Below are 16524 nucleotides of genomic sequence, written 5' to 3'. Positions count from 1 at the left end.
AGCCTTGTCCTTTCGGGTCAGGAGTCGAGGAGGTTCTCGCGCAGCGTCGAGTAGCGGTATTCCTTGCGGAAACGGCCGCGGCGCTGCAGTTCGGGGATGAGGAAGTCGACGACGTTCAGGAGGTCGCGCGGCACCGCCGGCGGATGGGCGATCATGAAGCCGCCGCGCTCGCCGGTGGACACGAAGATGTCCTCCAGGTAGTCGGCGACCTTCTCGGCCGAGCCGACGATTGCATGGTCGTAGCCGGCGGTGTGGTGCTTGATGACCTCGTAGAACTCGTCCTTCGTGATGGTCTTTTCGGGATCGATGCCCGTGGTCATGTTGAGGAAGCCGACCGGCGATGCGTTGGCCTTGACGATCTGCTCGTTGATCTCGGCGATGGTGAAGTTTTGCGGCAGCTTCGACAGGTCGTAGCCGATCTGGTGCGACATGAACGCGCCGACGGCCTCCGGCGGCACGGCGGTGAGCAGCTGCTCGTGGCGGCGCTTGGCGTCCTCGTCGGTCTCGCCGACGATCAGCACCACGTCCCAGACGATGCCGACGCCGGAGGGATCGCGGCCCTGGGCGGTGAGTGCCGCGTCGAGCGCCTTGCGGTGCTTCACCTGCTTGTCCTTGCCGGGGCTGGCGGCGAAGACCATGTCGGCGAAATAGGCGGAGGCCTGGATGCCGCGCGGCGAGGCGCCGGCCTGGACGAGCACCGGCCGGCCCTGCGGCGAGGGCACGCAGGCGAGCGGACCCATGACGTTGAAGAACTTGCCGCGGTGACCGATCGCCTTGACCTTCTCCGGATCGGCCATGATGCCGCTTTCGCGGTCGAGGATGAAGGCGTCGGGCGCCACGCTCGCCCAGAGCGCCTTGCAGACGTCGACGAACTCTTCCATGCGCTCGTAGCGCTGGTCGTGCTCCATCAGCTCGTCGAAGCCGTAATTCGCCGCGTCGGCCTTCCTGGAGGAGGCGACGACGTTGAAGGCGATGCGTCCGCCGGTGACGTGGTCGAGCGAATTCAGGAGCCGCGACGTGTAGAAGGGGTGCATGTAGGTCGAGGAGTAGGTCAGCCCGAAGCCGATGCGCGAGGTGATCTGCGACAGGGCGGCGATGTAGGGGCTCATGTCCTGGCGCGGCCAGCCGACGCCCCAGCGCACGGCGTCGTCGCGGTTGCCTTTCCAGGTGCTCGGGATGCCGGTGCCGTCGCCCCAGAACATGAAGTCCATCAGGCCGCGCTCGGCAATCAGCGCCAGTTCCCTGAAGAAGCGCATGTCGGGATAGGTGGCGTTGGTCCAGGAGCCGGGCAGTCGCCAGCGCCCTTCGAGCTGGATCCAGGAGAGGTCGTAGCCGATATGCATCTTGGTGGTCATTGCAGGGATCCGTCAGGCAACAGGAAGCTCGTCGGGCGCCGGGGGCGACCGTGCGGATGGGCGAATGTGGAAACCCGGCCCGTGGGCCGGGCCGGGAAACGTCAGGCGGCGACCCTTGCGGCGGGCGCGTCGGCCACGACGATGTCGTGCCTGGCGAGAATGGCCTTCAGCTTCGGCAGCACGACGGCGCCGAACAGCTTCAGGTCCTTCACGAAGTCGACGCAGGTGAACTGGATGCCGTCGATGCCGGTCTCGACGATCAGCTGCGCCAGCTTCTCGGCCATGGTGTCGGGCGCGCCGATGACGGGATGGCCGGAACCGAAGCCGACCGTGTTCGGCTGGCGCAGGTAGGACGTCCGGTCCTTGTAACTGTCGCGGTTGTCGCGCTCGAAGGAGGCGATCAGGTTGTCGAGCGCCTCGGTGTCGAGGTCCTCGCGGATCAGCTCGAATTCACGTTCGGCGGCCTGGTCGGTCTCGCCATGCAGGAGGAGCATGGAGGTGACCACCTTGATGGAGCGGCCTTCGGCGGCGGCCGCCGCGCGGGTGCGCTCGACGTCCGCCGGGCGCAGGCCGACGAACTGGTAGTCGGAGTGCTTGGCGGCGAAGGACAGGCCCTCCGCCGACAGACCGGCACTGACCAGATATGGGTACGGCTTGCGGATCGGCTTCGGATCGGACACGCAGTCGGCGAGCTTGAAGAAGCGGCCGTCGAAGGTGCTGCGGTCCTGGCTCCACAGCATCTTCATGACGCGGATCCACTCGTCGGCATATTCGTAGCGGTAGTCGCCATAGCCCTCGGGCACCACGCCCATCTGCTCCAGCTCCTCCAGCGTGTTGCCGGTGACGACGTTGATGCCGAAGCGGCCGCCGGAGATGTTGTCGATGGTGGTGATGATCTTGGCCGCCACGGCGGGGTGGAAGAGCAGCGGGTTGACGGTGGCGAAGAGTTTCAGCCGCTTGGTCAGCGGGGCCAGCGAACTGGCGACCGACATCGGTTCGATGGTGTTCTTCCAGAAGCCGGATTCGCCGCCGAAGCCCATCCACTTGCCCATCCAGAACAGGTAGTCGAGGCCGATGTCCTCGGCGACCTGGGCGATCTGGTGATGGAGTTCGAAGGTCGGGTGATAGCGCGGCGTGCGCTTCGACATGAGGAAGCCGTTGCTTCCGACCGGCATGAAGACGCCGAGTTCAACCTTGCGCATGGGGATGGCCTCCTGTGGGCGATGGAGCGTTGCGCGTCATCTCAGTTCTCGCGGGTGAGCGCGCTCTCGTGCCAGCGCCGCAGGAGAAGGTGGGAGATGAAGCTGGTGAGAAAGAAGATGGTCACGCCGGTGGCGGTGATGAGCAGCAGCGCCGCAAAGAGCCGCGGCACGTTGAGGCGCCGCCCGGCCTCGAGGATGCGGAAGGCGAGCCCCGATTCGGTGCCGGCCGAGCCTGCGGTGAATTCGGCCACGACCGACCCGATCAGCGCCAGTCCGCCGCCGATCCTCAGGCCCGTGGCGAAATAGGGCAGCGCGCCGGGCAGCTTGACGTAGCGCAGCCGCTGCCAGGCGGTGGCGTTGTAGATGTCGAAGAGGTTGAGGAGATTGTGGTCGGTGCTCTTCAGCCCCTGCGTCATGTTCGACAGGATGGGGAAGAAGGCGACCAGGAAGGCGCACATCAGCAGGACGGCGTGCGTCGACGGAGCGTAGATGATCAGCAGCGGCGCGATGGCGACGATCGGAGTGACCTGCAGCACCACGGCATAGGGGTAGAAGATGCGCTCCAGCCAGGGCGACTGCGCGAAGGCGACGGCGACGAGGACCCCTCCCCCGAGCGCCAGCGCCAGCGCCGAGAAGGTGATGGAGAGCGTTACCCAGAGCGCCGAGAAGAGCATCTGGTGGTCGGCGATGAAGGCGCGGATCACTTCCATCGGTCCCGGCAGGATGTAGCGCGGAACCTTGTAGGCGGTGACGTACCACTGCCAGATCAGGAGCACGACGACGAGGGTGGCGAGTGGGATGACGACATGCAGGACGCGCTGGAGTATCGCGCGCAGCGGGCTTTCGGGTGCCGCGGTCGCGGCCAGGGGCGCGGCGGTATGCCCGGCGGTTTCCATGGAGATGCTGCTCATCGGTGTGCGTCCACGTCCATCGACTGGTGCAGGACATCCGACACCTCGCGGCTGGCTGCGGCGAAGTCGGCTGTCGTGCGGACATCCCCGCTGCGGGGATAGGCGAGCGTGTTGGGCAGGTCGGCGATGACGCGGCCCGGGCGGGCTGCCATCACCACGATGCGGCTGGACAGGTAGACCGCCTCGAAGACCGAATGCGTGACGAAGATGACCGTCCAGCCCTGGTCGCCCCAGAGGCGCAGGATGTCGTCGTTGAGCTTCTGGCGGGTGATCTCGTCGAGCGCGGCGAAGGGCTCGTCCATGAGCATCACCTTCGGCCGGGTGACCAGGGCGCGGGCGATGGAGACGCGCATCTTCATGCCGCCCGACAGTTCGCGCGGATAGTGCTCGGCGAACTTGTCGAGCCCGACCATGCCCAGCGCATCCATGACCCGCTCGGTTGCGGCGCGGCGCGAGACGCCCTTCAGCCGGAGCGGCAGCCAGACGTTGCGGAACACGGTCGCCCAGGGCATCAGCGTCGGCTCCTGGAAGACGAAGCTGATCTCGCGTTCGGGCTCGCCGGCATGGGTGTAGCTCGAGGTCGGCCATTCGATCTGGCCCACACTGGCGCCGCCGAGTCCGGCGACGAGGCGCAGCGCCGTCGACTTGCCGCAGCCGGACGGTCCGAGCAGGCTGACGAACTCGCCCGGGCGGACATCGAGCGACATGCCCGACAGCGCGATCGTGCCGTTGGCGAAGACCTTGCCGACGTCGCGCATCGCGACGATCGGACGGTCCGAGCGACCGGCACCCGTCGGATCGGAAGGATCGGCGGCCATGTCCTGGCTCGCGCTGTATCGCTGAAGCATCTGCACCCCTCGAACTGTCCGCGGGGGCGCCGCGTCGGCGCCGCCCCCTGGTCGAACGTCAGTTGGCGGCCATGTCCTTGTAGAGGTCCATGCCGACGCCCTTGCAGACGAACTGGGTCGTGTAGGCCTTCGACAGGTCGAGCGTTCCGTCGAGGACGCCCGCGTCGACCATCGCCTTGTAGAAGCCGGCGTAGCGCTCGTCGGTCATGCAGCCGATGCCCTTTTCCTTGGCGTCGGCGGCCAGCACGATCTCGTACTTCTTCATCTGAGCGATCGAATATTCGATCTGCTCGTCCGTCATCTCCGGATTGTCCGTCTTGATCAGCTCGTTGGCGGCCGCGTTGTCGCCGTAGAGGTAGTTGTACCAGCCGATGATCGACGCCTCGACGAAGCGCTTGACGAGATCGGGCTTGTTCTCGACGAGGTCGACCTGCGTCTCGATCGTGGTCGCGTAGCCGGTATAGCCGTAGTCGGCGAGCAGGAAGGCCTGCGGGTCCCAGCCGGCCTGCTTCTTGATGTTGAGCGGCTCGGACGTGATGTAGGCCTGCTGGCCGGACGCCGGATCGGCGATGAACGGCGCCGGGTTGTAGGTGTAGGGCTTGTACTGGCTGTCCCTGAAGCCCGGATAGGTGGCCTTCAGCCAGCGGAAAAAGGTGTCGTAGCCGTCGCCGCCAAGAAAGATCGTCTCCAACTTGGCGAGATCGGCGATGGTATCGATGCCGACCCCGGGGTGCGCCAGCAGCGCCTGCGGATCCTTCTGGAAGATCGCGGCGACCGTGGTGGTGGGGATTTCGTTGGCCACCGCGTCGAGGGCGCCAAGCGTCGAGCCCTGGATGAACTGGACCTGGCCGGCGATGAGCCGCGCGCGGTTGGGCGACTGCGGGCCGCCCATCAGGATGGTCACCTTGAGCCCGTGCTTCTCGTAGGTGCCATCGGCGACGGCCTGGTAGAAGCCGCCATGCTCGGCCTGGGCCAGCCAGCCCGTGCCCATCGAAACCTCGTCGAGGGCGTAGGCGCTCGTGGTCGTGACGAGCGCCACGGCGACCGAGCCAAGGACGCTCCTCGCGTTCCTGCGATCTGACATTTCAGTACCCCTGTTTTCAAATATTCTTGTTGTGCAAATTTGAAGACGGTTTCACCGGGGCTGTCAATGGGAAATGCTGCACTGCGGCACATGCAGAGGCAAGACGGACGGGCACGTCACCGCGCCGCTTTCATGTATTTTCAAAGTAACGATCCTCCTCCGCATGCACATCGAGAACGCACCGCCGAGCGCCGCCATGCTGCGCTGCAATGTCCAGTAGCGCGAAAATTTTTCATCTCGCGAAGGAGAAGTGTGTTCAAAGTTACGGCATCCGGGAAATCTGCCCGGTTTTTGGGCGCAGCATCCCGACCCTGATCCGCAACAGGCGATGGAGCCCATTGACGAAAGGAGGGGTGCGCAGGCCGCATGAAAAAGGCCGCCAGGCGAACCTGGCGGCCTCGACAGAAATGGAAGGGTGCAGCCCTCTCCGAGCAGCAGCGCTACTCGGCAGCCTCCGGCACGTCGGGGCGCTCGCCCGGCCGCAGCGGGTCGAACATGAGGAAGCGACTGTCCGGGAAATGGCCGAGCACGCCGCGCAGCAGGCGGTCGATCTCGGCGAAATCCCTCTTCTCGATCGCGTCCACCACCTTGAGATGCTCGCGGATCTGCCGCTTGTTGGCCTCGACGCTCGTTCGCTTCAGGCCGAAGCACCAGAAGCGGGCGGCGTTGTTGTGCAGCCGGATGGCCGTCTGCTCGATCTGCGAGTTCTTGCTGGCCGCTGCCAGCGCCCGGTGGAAGGCCCTGTCCATGACCACGAGAGCGCGGATGTCGCGCGCCTCGACCACCTCCTCGTAGCCGTCATAGGCGGCGCGGATGGCCGCCAGATCGTCCGGAGAAGCGCGGTGCGCGGCAAGAGCCGCGGCATAGCCCTCGACAAGGATCCGCGCCTCGAACACGTCCTGCAGTTCGCGCAGGCCCAGATCGCCGATGCGGGTGCCGATGCGGGCATGGCGCTCGACCAGCCCTTCGAGCGACAGGCGAAAGAGCGCATCGCGCACGGCCGCCTGGCCGAGCTTGAAATCGCGCATGATCTGCTTTTCGTCGACCCGCGCTCCCGGCTCCAGATCACCGACAACGATCGCCATCAGGATCACTTCGTAGGCGTCGTTGCGCAGCAGCGTCTTTGCTTTGGTTTGCGGCTTCTTGCGGACCACTGTACTTCCTCCCGATGCTGCGCCCGGACACATGCACGACGTGCCGGACTCCGGCCGGCCTATCGTGGGACAGGCACTCTGGAGGCCGCTCTTAACATTTCACGCCGACGAAGAACAGCCCCGAGAACCGACGCGACAGCGCCCGATCGACGCAGTCGCGACAGGCCGGGGAGCGGGAGGCGCGAAAGGCGGGCGCTCAGCCGGCCGCCGCAAAGCGCGCATAGGCGCCATCCAGATAGACCAGCGGCGAGGCCATGCTGTCCGGCAGCCGCACCGCGACCACTTCGCCGATGAAGATGGTGTGCGAGGACGCCTCCACGCTGGTGGTCACGCGGCAGTCGAAGCTGGCCAGCGCGTTCTCGTAGACGGGTGCGCCCGTTTCCAGCTCGCCCCACTGCCCTTCGGCGAAACGCACTTCGCGGAACTTCGAGGAACTGAAACGGGCGGCGACGGTGTCGTCGCCTTCGGCCAGGAGATTGACGCAGAAGACGCCCGACGACAGCAGGACGTCGTAGCAGGAGGCGCTCTTGTTGATGCAGGTGAGGAGCGAGGGCGGCGTCAGGCAGACCGACGTCACGGAGGTGGCGATCATGCCATGGCGGATGCCTGCATCGTCGCGCGTGGTGATCAGCGACACGCCCGCGGCGAGGCGGCGCATGCCGAGCTTGAAGAGGTCGACCCGTTCGTTCATGCCATCACCCGTCCCTGGTAGTGGATCAATGGTTGAGCGTCACCGACGCTTTCGAAAGCCGCGATCCTGCCGATCGCGATGACGACGCCGTGGCGCTCGATCGCTTCGTCGAGCCTGCAGTCGAGCACGCCGGCGATGCCGGGCAGGACCGGCGCACCGGTGGCCAGGGTGCGCAGCGCCAGGCCATCGAAGCGGGCGGCACCCTTCGGGCCGTCGCGCGAGGCGAATCGCTCGAAAATCGGCAGCCCCGCCTTTTCGAGATAGTTGATGGCGAAGACGCCGGAGGCGAGGATGTCGGCGCAGGCGCCGGTCTTGCGGTCGATCGACACCATCATCGTCGGCGGAGACGCCGTGAGGTGCGTGGCCGAGAGGCCGAGAAACCCCGAAGGTCCGTCACCGCCGATCGTCGTGACGATCGCGGCTCCGACGGCGCGGCATCCGATGGCACCCCAGAACGACCTGGCATCGATTTCGGGCAACGCGCCTGCGGCTTCGATCATCTCGGATCACCGTCCCTGACATTTCTGATATGAAGGCTACCAGAATCATTGTGCACTGCAAGATGGAAAATCACGCGTTGGACGACATGTCCATCAAACCGCTGTTTTGATGGGATTATCCCCTTCGCCAGCGAGTTCCTGGACACATCCGCGATCGGCGCCTGCGTCCGGCTGCAGGGGATGTCGGCTTCGCATTCTCCGGCAGATGGCATCCTTCCTGTCGATTGATATTTTCGTTTGATGTTTGTTGACATTTTTGGCTTGCGCGGCGAAGACCGTCGCGTTGCGTCCTTCAGGAAAAGCCCGCCGATGTCGCTGGAACTCTCCGTCCGCGCCCGCGAACGCACCGTCTTCCTGCTCTCCCTCGGCGGCTTCGCCAGCGGGGCGAATGTCCGCGTGATGGATACGGTGCTGCCCCAGCTCGCCGACGAATTCGGCGTGGCGGTCGGTCTCGCGGCGCAGACCGTGACGGCCTATGCGCTCGGCTATGGCGGCATGCAGATCCTGCTCGGCATCGCCGGCGACCGTTTCGGCAAGTTCCGGCTGGTGACGCTGCTGTGCTTTGCGAGCACGCTTGCCTGCCTGCTTGCTGCAGCAGCCGCCACGCTCGGCCAACTGACCGCGGCGCGGTTGCTGTGCGGCGCCGCTGCTTCGGCCATCATTCCCGTGTCGCTCGCCTGGGTCGGCGACATGGCCCCGTTCGAGGAGCGGCAGCCGATCCTGGCGCGCTATGCGAGCGGCGGCATTCTGGGCATGGTGACCGGCCAGATCATCGGCGGGCTGGCCACCGAATACTGGGACTGGCGCGCGGCGCTGGTGATCGTGGCACTGGTCTACTGCGGCGCGGGCATCGGGATGATGCGCGAAGCACGGCTCAATCCGCTGGTGACGGCACGGCCACTCGCGCAAGGCACCCGGCTGCCTCCCCTCGCAGCGATCGCGACGATGCTCCGGCGCCCCTGGTCGCGCGTCGTCCTGGCCTCGGTGTTCATGGAAGGGGTCACCGTCTACGCGGCCGTCACCTTCGTCGGCATCGACCTGAAGGAGCGGTTCGCGGCCAATTACGGCCTGATCGGCCTGATGCTCGCCTTCTTCGCGGTCGGCGGCATGCTGTTTACCCGCGGCATGCGCCAGCGGATGCGCACGCTGTCGGCAAGGCAGCTCATCGCCACGGGCGCGGCGTCGTCCGGAATCGGCATGATCCTGTTTCCGCTCGCGCCGGCGATCTGGTTCGTCCCGGTGCTGATGGTGGCGATCGGCTTCGGCGCCTACATGCTGCACAACACGCTGCAGACCTTCGCCACCCAGTTGCTGCCGGAGGCGCGGGCGACCGGCTTCTCGGTCTTCGCCACGCTGTTCTTCCTGTCGCAATCGCTCGGCGTCGCGCTCGGCGCGCTGATGCTCGGCGGAAGCGGTGCGGGGACGGTGTTCGTTACGGCGGCGCTGCTGCTCGCCGCGTTCGGCACATGGTTCGCAACGGTGGCGTGGCGGATGGTTCCGGCTGCCGATCGCTGAGACCTGATCCTCGGTTGCCGAACCGGGCCTTCCCGAGACATTGGGAACGATGGTCGGAGTGGCAGGATTCGAACCTGCGACCCTCTGGTCCCAAACCAGATGCGCTACCAGACTGCGCTACACTCCGTCTGCCGTCCAGGCGATGCAGACCCTGCCGCATTCAGCGAGCGATGCATCGGCCCTCGACCGTTTGGCCCCCATCGTCACGGGGCGGTCGTCGATCGACCGACCGGCTAGCATGCCGGATCAGCGGGCGCAACGCTTTCGAACGATCCGCGGCATTCGGCGTGGGCCGAAGGACTGCCGACGCCTGTGCGGCGCCTCTGCGGCCGCGCGCCGGAAGCAGGCCGATGCGAAGCCGGTCCTCGACAGCGTTCAACCCTTGGCGGACAGCAAGGCGATGAAGCGCTCGGCGACCGGCCGCATGACCGCATCCGCGGCGGCGAGTTCGAGGAACTTCCGGTAGGCGGCGACCGCCTGCTGCATCCGGCCGAGATCGCGGTAGACGTCGCCGATCGACATCTGGATGTCCGGATCGGCAGGCGCGAGGCTCTCGGCTTCAATGAGCAGTGCCAGCGCTTCCTCGAGGCGGCCGAGTCGATGCAGGCCGATCGCCCATTGCAGGCGGTAGCCGGCATTGCCGGGGTCGAGTTCGGCGGCACGCTTCACCCGCACCACCGCGGCCTCCCACTGCTTGAGGATGGCGAGTATGCGGCCATGCGCCATCTGTGCCTCCGGGTCGCCCGGCGCATAGTCGGCGGCGTCGCGATAGATCTTCTCGGCAGCCGGATAGTCTCCCTTCGCCAGATGCATGGCGGCGAGTTCCGCGAAGGCCAACAGATAGCCGGGGTCGAGTTCCAGCGCCCGCGTCAGGAGGGCGATGCCCTCTGCCGTGCGGCCCGCAGCCAGTTCGATGCGGCCGGCCTTCGTGAAATAGCGCGGATCGACCGGGTCCCGCTCGGCAGCTTCGAGATAGTGCCGGACCGCCGCCGCTGCGTCGCCGGCCGCGAGCGCCAGTTCCGCAAAGCCTTCGGACGCATGCACGTTGCCGGCATCGCGTGCACGGACCGCTTCGAACTCGGCGCGTGCGCCGGCAAGGTCGCCGGCCTTCAGGAGCGCATTGCCCAGATTGTTGCGGGCGGGCAGGAAAGCGGGGTCGAGCGCGATGGCGGCGCGAAACTCGGTCATCGCCGCGGTCGCGTCGCCCGCATTGTAGCGAATCAGGCCGATCAGATTGTGGGCCCATTTCGCATCCTCATGGTGCGAGCGGATCAGGCGGCGGGCGAGGATGGTGGCTTTCAGCGGCTCGGTCTCCGCCGCCGCGCCGATCGCCACGAAGGGGTCGAGCACGGCCAGGATGCCGGATGCGGCATCGGCGAAGTAGGCGCGCTCCGTCCGCTCCCCCATCGGCGGCAGGTCGATGACGTCGACGCCGTCGCGCACCACGCGCAGACGCAGGCTGACGGTTTCCGGCGTGCATTCGGCGGTGCCGCACACGAACTCGCCGGCGATGCGCGTTTCGTAGGCGTTGAAGAGGCGACGGACGTGGAAGACCAGCGATTCGATGGACACGCCGGAATCTGGAAAGGAGAATTCCACCCGGCGATTGTCCGGCAGGGCAACGATCGTCTCCTTCGAGGTGCGCGCGGCGCGCGTCACGTCGCTCAGCCCGTCCCAGATCCGGCTCGCCGCCACATCCGCCGACAGGCCCCGCGCCGCCAATGCCTCGGGCACGGCAATCGGTTCGATGATCACCTGGTCGCGGCGGAACTGGCCGATCAGCAGCGGCACCAGAATGATGACGAGGATGAGGAAGAAGAGGTTGAACAGGACCGTCCGGACATTGCTCGACCAGCTCTCCAGGCCGGGCAGCGACAGACGATCGGCAAGCCGCCTCAACACCGATGAGGGTTCCGCCTCCTGCTGCAGCCCCATCTTCCGCTTCGACCGCGCCATCCCGTTGCCCCCGCCAAAGAACCTGCCGTCCGGATGCGAGGGAAGCTACCAGAACGTCGGCTGAATCGAATGCGAAAAGCGCACGGGCGCCGGACCGGCAAACGCGTCGCTCCGCCGGGACGGAACGCGGCATCGCGGCTGGAGAACCCGCCTGCACGAAAGCTGCACGACAATCCCGAAATCCTGCACCGACGCGCCATCATGCCCTCCCCCGCAAGGGCTACTGCAGAGGAATGCGCGATGACCTGTCCATTCCCATCCCCCGCCGTCTGCTGACGGAAGCCTGGTGGCTTGTCGTCGACATCGCACGTCAACCAGCCGCGAGGGGTCACCATGCAGAACACCGTCAGCCCAGCCATTTTTCCGGACCGCGCCTTTCCGTCCCGCCTTCGCGCGCTGCGACCGGTCCTGCCGATCGCGCTCGCCGCGGCGGCGGACTGGCTGTTCTTCGACGGGCCGACGGGCGTGTCGCTGTCCGTGTTCATTGGTCTGGTCGCGGTCGCGGTCCTGGCGGGGAACCGTCTGCGGGCGAACCGGCGTGAAGCGGCCGTCGCGACGGCCACGCTCGGCCTGTGCCTGCTGCCGTCCATCGAGACCACCGGCTTCCTGGCGCTGTGCTTCGGATCCGGCGGGCTTGCGGCGTTCGCACTTGGGGTGACCGGTCGCCTGCGCGTGGCCTTGCCGACGGCCCTGAGGAGGGCCTTCGTGCTGCTGACCGGGAATGCGGCGGCCCGCCTGCGGCGCGCGGTCTCGCAGCGGCCTCGCCGGCACTCCGTCTCCGGTCTGCGGGCGGCCCTTTCCGTCCTGGGGGCCTGGGTGATCCCGGCGGCGATCGGTCTGGTCTTCGTCAGAATGTTCGCATCCGCCAATCCCGTCTTCGAGTCCTGGATCGGACTGCTCGACCTGCGGTGGATCCTGTCGGACCTGCAACCGGCGCGCTATGCGTTCTGGCTCCTCGTCGCCTTCGCCGCCGTCCCCTTCGTCCGGGTGCCGGCTTTCCGGCAGCGTCCGCGCGCCAAGGCTGCCAGTGCCCGCACGGGATCGTCCGGGATCGGCAGCAGCCTCGTCCTGCGGTCGCTGATCGTGGTGAACCTGGTCTTTGCCCTTCAGACAGGCCTCGATGCCGTCTATCTCTGGGGCGGCAGCGCCCTGCCGCCGGGGGTCAGCCCGGCGGAAGACGCCCAGGGCGCCGCCCATGTGCTCGTGCTGTCGGCCCTGCTGGCGGCGGGACTTGTGCTGCTCGCCGGCCCCGCTGCCCTGAGGCCCGAGCGCAGCGGGTCGCGGACGGCGATCCGCGTGCTGCTTCATGCCTGGATCGCGCAGAACGTGGTGCTCGTGCTCTCGGCCATGCTCCGGCTCGAACTCTATGTCGAGACCTATGCGCTGACCGAGGCCCGCGTCGCGGCGTTCGTCTGGATGGGGCTCGTCGCATCCGGGCTGATGCTGATCGAATGGCGGCTTGTCTTCGCCAAGTCGGGCACATGGCTCGTCGGCGTGAACCTGCTTGCGCTCTGTGTCGCGCTCTATGCCTGCGTCCTTCTCGACCTGTCGGCCATCGTCGCCAGGTACAATGTCGAGCACAGCAAGGAATTCACCGGCGCCGGAGCGCCGCTCGACCGTCGCTATCTCTGCAGGCTCGGTGGTTCCGCCCTGCCCGCCATCGAGGCTTTCCTCGAGCGTAGGGGAACGGCCGAGGCTCTCGTAACCTGGAACTCGCCGGCTACCGATCCGGCCGCCGCGCGGTCTCTTTCCGACTGCGCACGAGAGATCCGCTGGGATCATGCGCATCAATCGCCCGACTGGCGGGGCTGGACCTTCCGCGAGCACCGGTTGCGCCGCTACATTGAGCGCACGAACGAATCCAGCAGGAGGCCGGACCATGCCGCTGAAAATCCTGGTCGCCGATGACGATCCCCATATCCGCGACGTGCTGGACTTCGCGTTGAGGAAGAACGGGCACTCGACCCTCATGGCCCGCGACGGCAGGGAAGCCCTGGCGCTGTTCCAGCGCCAGGCACCGGATCTCGTCGTCCTCGACGTCGGGATGCCGGAGCTCGACGGACTGGACGTCTGCCGCATGATCCGGCAGCGGTCGAGCGTGCCGATCATCTTCCTCTCCGCCCGCGACGAGGAAATCGACCGCATCCTCGGGCTGGAGATCGGCGGCGACGACTACATGGTCAAGCCGTTCAGCCCGCGCGAGCTGATCGCACGGATCGGCGTCATCATGCGGCGAGCGGCGGGCACGGCAACTGCAGTCGCAGCCGACGGGGATGCGGTGACCGTTCTGGTCCAGGGCGATCTTCGCATCGATCCCCAGGGTCGTGCAGCCAGCCTGTCGTCGCAGCCGCTCGGGCTGACCGGCACCGAGTTCGCTATCCTCCGCGCACTGGCGGAACAGCCGGGCTATCTCTTCGACCGGGAGCGACTGATGGCGGCGGCCTACGACGGCCGTGTCCGGGTCTCCAGCCGCACGATCGACAGCCACATCCGCAACATTCGTGCGAAATGCGCGGCGGCCGGATCGTCGAGCGTGATCGAGACCCTGCACGGCATCGGCTTCCGGCTGGGTCCCTGCGTGGCGGACACGCAGGCCAGGACATCCGGGCCGGGCCCGGACGATCGTTCGTGAACGTGTCGCGTCCGCGCTCCGCCCGACCGGAAAAATGGCGACCGTCGATGGCCATGGTGATCGGCCTCGTGCTGCTGTCGGTGCTGACGCTGCCGCTGGCCGGCATGGCGGCCGTGGTGATCGCGACCCGTCCGCCGGACGTGCTCCTCGAGAGCCTCGCCCGCAACATCGTCGCCATCGGGCTGGCGGGCCTCCTGGTGGCGGGGGCCACGATCCTGCTGGGGTTCCTGCTCTGGCGGCTGGTGTCCCGGCCCGTCAGGGACCTGGCGGCGTGGAGCGAGCAGGTCGCCCGGTCCGACGCGGCACGACCGGCGCGAACGCGCTACGGAACGCGCGAACTGGCGCGCCTCGGCGCGAGCTTCGACGCGATGGTCCGCCGCCTCAAGGAACGCTCCGCCTACATCGCGACCTACACCGCCCATGTGTCGCACGAACTGAAGTCGCCGCTGACGGCGATCGCCGGAGCCGCCGAGATCATCCGCGACTCCGGGGACGACATGAGCCTGTCGGAGCGGGCGAGGTTTCTCTCCCACATCGAGCGGGATGCGCTGCGGCTGTCGGCACTCGTGGCGCGGATGCGCGAACTCGCGCGCGTGGAGACCGCCCGGTCCTCCGGCACGTCGAATCTCGCCAGTCTTCTTGCGAAGCTCAGGGAGCGCTACCCGTCGGTCGAGATCGCGGGGGCCGGCGAGGCGACACACCTGCCATTGCCCTTCGACGACGCGTTCCTCGTGCTGTCGCATCTGGCGGACAATGCGGCGGCGCACGGCGCACGGAGAGTGCGGGTGGCGGCCGGCCCGACGGCGGACGGGATGGTCGCCATCGTCGAGAACGACGGCGCGCCCATCTCGGCTAGCAACGACGACCGGATTTTCCAACCGTTCTTCACGACGCGCCGCGAGGCGGGCGGGACAGGCATGGGGCTGGCGATCGTGCGCGCACTGCTCGAGACCCATGGCGGAGACATCGGCCTGGAACGGCCGGTGTCCGGAGACTTCCAGGTCGGCTTCCGGATATTCCTCCCGCATTCGGCCTGACCACGCCGCGTGCGCGGCGGGCCTGAAGGCGCTGCCTCCCTCCGCACCGTCACCACCGCTTCAGACAAGGCCCCGGAACTCGATGCCGCCGGTCGCGGTTGACATCGGCTGCAGAAGGACTGGCTCGTGACAGACCGGGTTCGAACCGATCCCCATATTTCCGGCCGCGCGTGGCGCGACGCGGCGCGAGCGGCCGGTGGCGCGCTCGTGTTCTCGCTGCCGATGCTGATGACGATGGAAATGTGGCAGCTCGGTTTCTATCTCGACCGGCTCCGTCTCCTGGTCCTCGTCCTGACCGCCATCCCGCTGCTCGTGGTGCTCTCGCGCCATATCGGGCTCGAGGACACGCGACGGTGGCGCGACGACGTGCTGGACACGGCGATTGCGCTGGGCGTGTCGGCCGTGGTGTGCACGGTGCTGCTCACGCTCTTCGGCACGGTGACGGCCCTGACGCCTCCGGACGAGATCGTCGGCAAGGTCGCCATCCAGATGGTGCCCGCGGCGATCGGCGCCCTGCTCGCCAAGAGCCAGTTCGGCGCCGGTTCGCCTGACGATGACGACGACAGCCTCCGGAAGCGGGACGAGACCTATGGCGGCGAAATGTTCCTGATGGGAGTCGGCGCGCTGTTTCTCGGCTTCAACGTGGCGCCAACCGAAGAGATGATCCTGATCTCGTTCCAGATGAGCGAGTGGCATGCACTCTGCCTGGTGGTGCTGTCGCTCGTCCTCATGCATGGCTTCGTCTTCGCCGTCGGGTTTGCCGGCGGGTCCGAAGTCTCGCCCGACGAGCCCTGGTGGAGCCCTTTCCTGCGCCTGACGCTCCCAGGCTACGTCATCGCCGTGACGGTCAGCCTCTATCTCCTGTGGATCTTCGCGCGGCTGGACGGGCTGAGCCTCGACGGCATCGTGATGGCCGCGGTGGTGCTCGCCTTCCCCTCGGCGATCGGGGCAGCCGCTGCCAGGCTGATCCTTTAGGAGACACCGGATGACCGACCACCGGGATCACACGTTCCGCCGCCCGAACATCGAATGGGTCTTCGGGATGCTCTCGGCCCTGCTGGTTGCCGGCCTCGCCGGGTTCCTCGCCTATCAGGCGGCATTCGGCGAAGACAGGCCGCCCGATCTGGCGGCGACGATCGAGCGGCTGGAGAGGTCGGGGAACGGGACACTGGTGATGGTGGTGGTCGCCAACCACGGCGACGCGGCTGCGGCAGACGTCGGCCTGGAGGCCGTCGTGACGGCTGGCGGCACGATCGCCATGCGCAAGGAGATCCGTTTCGACTACGTCGCCGCCCGCGCCATCCGGCGCGGCGCCTTCGTCGTGGAGGGGCAGGACGTCGAAGCCGGGGACGTCGCGCTGAGGGTCCACGGCTATGCGGAACCCTGACCGGGCGACCGACCTGCCTCAGGAAGGCTTGTGCCCGGCGACTGCGTCGGATTTCGAGCTCGATGCTTCGCCGTCTCGCTTATGCAGCGCGACGCATCGGCGGCTACCGATCCCTCCAGGGTGCAGACCACCGACGGTCCTCATCAAGTCAGTTGCGCTTCGAGTTGTGCGAGCCTTGCGTTTGCGATGACGACGATCTTTCGCATGACGGCTGTGAGTGCGAGGCGCTTCGGTTTTCCGGCCTCGACGAGG

At 67.1% G+C, this 16524-nt stretch carries 15 protein-coding genes and 1 tRNA gene; 6 read left to right on the top strand and 10 right to left on the bottom strand.

The features are described 5' to 3' along the window. Positions 1-17: 17 nt before the first annotated feature. The 8 genes from N1F91_RS28035 to N1F91_RS28000 form a co-directional block, all read right to left on the bottom strand. Entirely contained in the window at positions 18-1355 is a 1338-nt protein-coding gene (locus tag N1F91_RS28035) for an NtaA/DmoA family FMN-dependent monooxygenase (RefSeq protein ID WP_289997028.1), read from the bottom strand. A 101-nt stretch (positions 1356-1456) separates the two neighbouring features. Continuing rightward, positions 1457-2557, bottom strand: a complete 1101-nt coding sequence (locus tag N1F91_RS28030; RefSeq protein WP_289997027.1) for an LLM class flavin-dependent oxidoreductase — start codon at positions 2555-2557, stop codon at positions 1457-1459. A gap of 41 nt (positions 2558-2598) precedes the next feature. Continuing rightward, on the bottom strand, positions 2599-3468 hold the full coding sequence (locus tag N1F91_RS28025) for an ABC transporter permease (RefSeq protein ID WP_289997026.1): 870 nt from the start codon (positions 3466-3468) through the stop codon (positions 2599-2601). Further along, a complete protein-coding gene (locus tag N1F91_RS28020) occupies positions 3465-4286 on the bottom strand; it encodes an ABC transporter ATP-binding protein (protein WP_289997061.1) in 822 nt (273 codons plus the stop codon). Before N1F91_RS28020 ends, N1F91_RS28025 begins: the two co-directional genes overlap by 4 nt. 88 nt (positions 4287-4374) lie before the next feature. Continuing rightward, positions 4375-5400: an ABC transporter substrate-binding protein gene (locus N1F91_RS28015; protein ID WP_289997025.1), complete on the bottom strand. Its 1026-nt coding sequence runs from the start codon at positions 5398-5400 to the stop codon at positions 4375-4377. A 440-nt stretch (positions 5401-5840) separates the two neighbouring features. Continuing rightward, positions 5841-6554 carry a GntR family transcriptional regulator gene (locus N1F91_RS28010; protein ID WP_289997024.1) on the bottom strand — a complete coding sequence of 238 codons (714 nt, stop codon included), beginning with the start codon at positions 6552-6554 and terminating at the stop codon, positions 5841-5843. A gap of 196 nt (positions 6555-6750) precedes the next feature. Continuing rightward, positions 6751-7245 carry a flavin reductase family protein gene (locus N1F91_RS28005; RefSeq protein ID WP_289997022.1) on the bottom strand — a complete coding sequence of 165 codons (495 nt, stop codon included), beginning with the start codon at positions 7243-7245 and terminating at the stop codon, positions 6751-6753. Beyond that, positions 7242-7745, bottom strand: a complete 504-nt coding sequence (locus N1F91_RS28000; protein ID WP_289997021.1) for a flavin reductase family protein — start codon at positions 7743-7745, stop codon at positions 7242-7244. Before N1F91_RS28000 ends, N1F91_RS28005 begins: the two co-directional genes overlap by 4 nt. A 309-nt stretch (positions 7746-8054) precedes the next feature. On the opposite strand from N1F91_RS28000, the gene N1F91_RS27995 reads away from it, so the two are divergent. Then, positions 8055-9260 carry an MFS transporter gene (locus N1F91_RS27995; RefSeq protein WP_289997019.1) on the top strand — a complete coding sequence of 402 codons (1206 nt, stop codon included), beginning with the start codon at positions 8055-8057 and terminating at the stop codon, positions 9258-9260. 50 nt (positions 9261-9310) lie between these two features. Here N1F91_RS27995 and N1F91_RS27990 read toward each other — a convergent pair. After that, positions 9311-9387: transfer RNA gene (locus N1F91_RS27990), tRNA-Pro, on the bottom strand. A 248-nt stretch (positions 9388-9635) separates the two neighbouring features. Continuing rightward, positions 9636-11216 carry a tetratricopeptide repeat protein gene (locus tag N1F91_RS27985; RefSeq protein ID WP_289997018.1) on the bottom strand — a complete coding sequence of 527 codons (1581 nt, stop codon included), beginning with the start codon at positions 11214-11216 and terminating at the stop codon, positions 9636-9638. Between the two features lie 333 nt (positions 11217-11549). Here N1F91_RS27985 and N1F91_RS27980 point away from each other — a divergent pair, with 333 nt between their 5' ends. The 5 genes from N1F91_RS27980 to N1F91_RS27960 all read left to right on the top strand — a co-directional run bounded on the left by N1F91_RS27980 (position 11550) and on the right by N1F91_RS27960 (position 16272). Next, on the top strand, positions 11550-13124 hold the full coding sequence (locus N1F91_RS27980) for a DUF4173 domain-containing protein (RefSeq protein ID WP_289997016.1): 1575 nt from the start codon (positions 11550-11552) through the stop codon (positions 13122-13124). After that, positions 13096-13848, top strand: a complete 753-nt coding sequence (locus N1F91_RS27975; RefSeq protein WP_289997014.1) for a response regulator transcription factor — start codon at positions 13096-13098, stop codon at positions 13846-13848. Before N1F91_RS27980 ends, N1F91_RS27975 begins: the two co-directional genes overlap by 29 nt. A gap of 47 nt (positions 13849-13895) precedes the next feature. Continuing rightward, complete coding sequence (locus N1F91_RS27970) at positions 13896-14885, top strand: ATP-binding protein (RefSeq protein ID WP_289997013.1); 990 nt, start codon at positions 13896-13898, stop codon at positions 14883-14885. Between the two features lie 126 nt (positions 14886-15011). Beyond that, complete coding sequence (locus tag N1F91_RS27965) at positions 15012-15860, top strand: TIGR02587 family membrane protein (RefSeq protein ID WP_289997012.1); 849 nt, start codon at positions 15012-15014, stop codon at positions 15858-15860. A gap of 10 nt (positions 15861-15870) precedes the next feature. After that, positions 15871-16272: a hypothetical protein gene (locus N1F91_RS27960; protein ID WP_289997011.1), complete on the top strand. Its 402-nt coding sequence runs from the start codon at positions 15871-15873 to the stop codon at positions 16270-16272. Positions 16273-16524: the final 252 nt, after the last annotated feature.

It is taken from the genome of Aquibium sp. ELW1220, from assembly GCF_030398385.1.
GTDB lineage: Bacteria > Pseudomonadota > Alphaproteobacteria > Rhizobiales > Rhizobiaceae > Aquibium.
Note: the sequence above shows the minus strand (reverse complement) of the source record. Positions and strands in the feature narration are given on the sequence as shown.

Bases quoted from the DNA above. Each gene is read 5' to 3' on its own strand.
- N1F91_RS27980 (WP_289997016.1), top strand. From the start codon at position 11,550: ATGCAGAACACCGTCAGCCCAGCCATTTTTCCGGACCGCGCCTTTCCG.
- N1F91_RS27960 (WP_289997011.1), top strand. From the start codon at position 15,871: ATGACCGACCACCGGGATCACACGTTCCGCCGCCCGAACATCGAATGG.
- N1F91_RS27985 (WP_289997018.1), bottom strand. From the start codon at position 11,216: ATGGCGCGGTCGAAGCGGAAGATGGGGCTGCAGCAGGAGGCGGAACCC.
- N1F91_RS27970 (WP_289997013.1), top strand. From the start codon at position 13,896: ATGGCCATGGTGATCGGCCTCGTGCTGCTGTCGGTGCTGACGCTGCCG.
- N1F91_RS28000 (WP_289997021.1), bottom strand. From the start codon at position 7,745: ATGATCGAAGCCGCAGGCGCGTTGCCCGAAATCGATGCCAGGTCGTTC.
- N1F91_RS27995 (WP_289997019.1), top strand. From the start codon at position 8,055: ATGTCGCTGGAACTCTCCGTCCGCGCCCGCGAACGCACCGTCTTCCTG.
- N1F91_RS28005 (WP_289997022.1), bottom strand. From the start codon at position 7,245: ATGAACGAACGGGTCGACCTCTTCAAGCTCGGCATGCGCCGCCTCGCC.
- N1F91_RS28020 (WP_289997061.1), bottom strand. From the start codon at position 4,286: ATGGCCGCCGATCCTTCCGATCCGACGGGTGCCGGTCGCTCGGACCGT.
- N1F91_RS28030 (WP_289997027.1), bottom strand. From the start codon at position 2,557: ATGCGCAAGGTTGAACTCGGCGTCTTCATGCCGGTCGGAAGCAACGGC.
- N1F91_RS27975 (WP_289997014.1), top strand. From the start codon at position 13,096: ATGCCGCTGAAAATCCTGGTCGCCGATGACGATCCCCATATCCGCGAC.
- N1F91_RS28015 (WP_289997025.1), bottom strand. From the start codon at position 5,400: ATGTCAGATCGCAGGAACGCGAGGAGCGTCCTTGGCTCGGTCGCCGTG.
- N1F91_RS28035 (WP_289997028.1), bottom strand. From the start codon at position 1,355: ATGACCACCAAGATGCATATCGGCTACGACCTCTCCTGGATCCAGCTC.
- N1F91_RS28025 (WP_289997026.1), bottom strand. From the start codon at position 3,468: ATGAGCAGCATCTCCATGGAAACCGCCGGGCATACCGCCGCGCCCCTG.